Below are 1,471 nucleotides of genomic sequence, written 5' to 3'. Positions count from 1 at the left end.
TATCGGTTAACTTCCTTGTTAATACTAGCGTAATACTCCCTCCCTTTTGTACAAAAGTCCCTTCTATTGAGGTTCCGTTAAAGTGTCCACTGAATTTCAAATTAAGATTTGGAGCCGCTAATTGCAATTCATTATTTGCAAAAGTTGTTTCCTTAATCGGAATGCCTTTGGCGCCTTGCATCGGACTGTCTAAAGAGGTTTGGTATAAGTCTCCGTTTTTTTGAATATTAAAAACCAGCGGAAGTTGCGTTCCTTGAATACTTAAGCTTCCTGCCCAAGACCCTTGAATTTCTTGAGAAAAAAGCGATTGGAAGGATACAAAAAGGAAAAAAAGTAGTACTTTGGTTTTCATTTGAAAAGGACTTTGTTAAAATAAAAACTCTAAGGTAATCGAAGCTAGATTAAAAACAGACGATATTGACAAATAACTGTTTCTAAAGATGTAAAAATCGGAATAGTTATAAAAACGAAAATCCCAAATCCTAAACAAATGAATTGTTTAGAATTTGGAATATTAAATTTTAAACCTAAAGAAAATTTATTCTTTGGTTTCCTCTTTAGTTTCTTTTTTATCTGCTGGTTGGTCATCTTTTGCAGCATTTTTGAATTCTTTAATTCCGCTACCTAAACCTTTCATTAATTCTGGAATTTTTTTCCCTCCAAAAAGCAATAAAACAACCGCCAAAATAACAAGGATTTCTGTTAAACCAAATCTTCCCATAATATAATATTTTATTGCCGAAGCAAATTTCTAATAAATCGCACAACAAAGGTATATAGAATTACTTAACATAAAATTAATTAGCGATAATTATTTTAGTTTCTTATGCGTTAAAAATTTGGTAAAAATTCACAACACAAACACAAACAAGAAAACAAGCGAATGATTGCATTAATTATTATATTTGTATCATAAACAAAAAACATGTCTGAAAATAGACTTAAACGAAGAAAACTTCACAATAAATTATTCACAAAAAACCGATTGGTTATTTTGAATGAGGAAACTTTTGAAGAGCTTTTTTCATTCAAATTAAATCTAATGAATGTTTTTGTGGTAGCAACTTCTGGCGCTATTTTATTGATAACTTTTACCACTTTTATCATTGCTTTCACACCTTTGCGAGAGTTTATTCCGGGATATTCCTCTTCTAAACTGAAAAAAGATGCCACTGAACTGGCGCTAAAATCAGATTCTTTATCTTTGGCTTTGAAGAAAAATGAAGCCTACATCAAATCCATCCAAAAAGTATTGACGGGTCAATTGGAATATGCTAAATTCAATAAAGATTCCATTCTTGCCATCAGTGAAGAAACGCCATCTAAATTTGATTTATCCGCTTCAGAAGAAGAACTGGAATTAAGAAAAGAAGTAACCAAAGAAGAAAAAAAATCTCAATCCAACGCGTCTAAAGCGAAAAAAAAATAAAACTCTTATAATGTCTTTAAAACCTTTTTTTGCTAAAATATT

Annotated in this window: 2 protein-coding genes and 1 pseudogene; 1 reads left to right on the top strand and 2 read right to left on the bottom strand. The window is 30.7% G+C overall.

Translation table 11 applies throughout. The annotated features are described in order from the left end of the window. Together EKL98_RS15800 and tatA are read right to left on the bottom strand one after the other, a co-directional pair. Positions 1–352 (bottom strand): annotated as a pseudogene (locus EKL98_RS15800) (alpha/beta hydrolase); the annotation flags it as partial. A gap of 186 nt (positions 353–538) precedes the next feature. After that, on the bottom strand, positions 539–721 hold the full coding sequence (gene tatA, locus EKL98_RS15795) for a twin-arginine translocase TatA/TatE family subunit (protein ID WP_126563131.1): 183 nt from the start codon (positions 719–721) through the stop codon (positions 539–541). Between the two features lie 204 nt (positions 722–925). Here tatA and EKL98_RS15790 point away from each other — a divergent pair, with 204 nt between their 5' ends. Beyond that, entirely contained in the window at positions 926–1,429 is a 504-nt protein-coding gene (locus tag EKL98_RS15790) for a peptidase (protein ID WP_126563130.1), read from the top strand. The last annotated feature ends 42 nt before the right edge of the window (positions 1,430–1,471 follow it).

Source organism: Flavobacterium bomense (assembly GCF_003970355.1).
The sequence above is the reverse complement of the archived record's forward strand: the minus strand, read 5'-3'. Positions and strand labels throughout refer to the sequence as shown.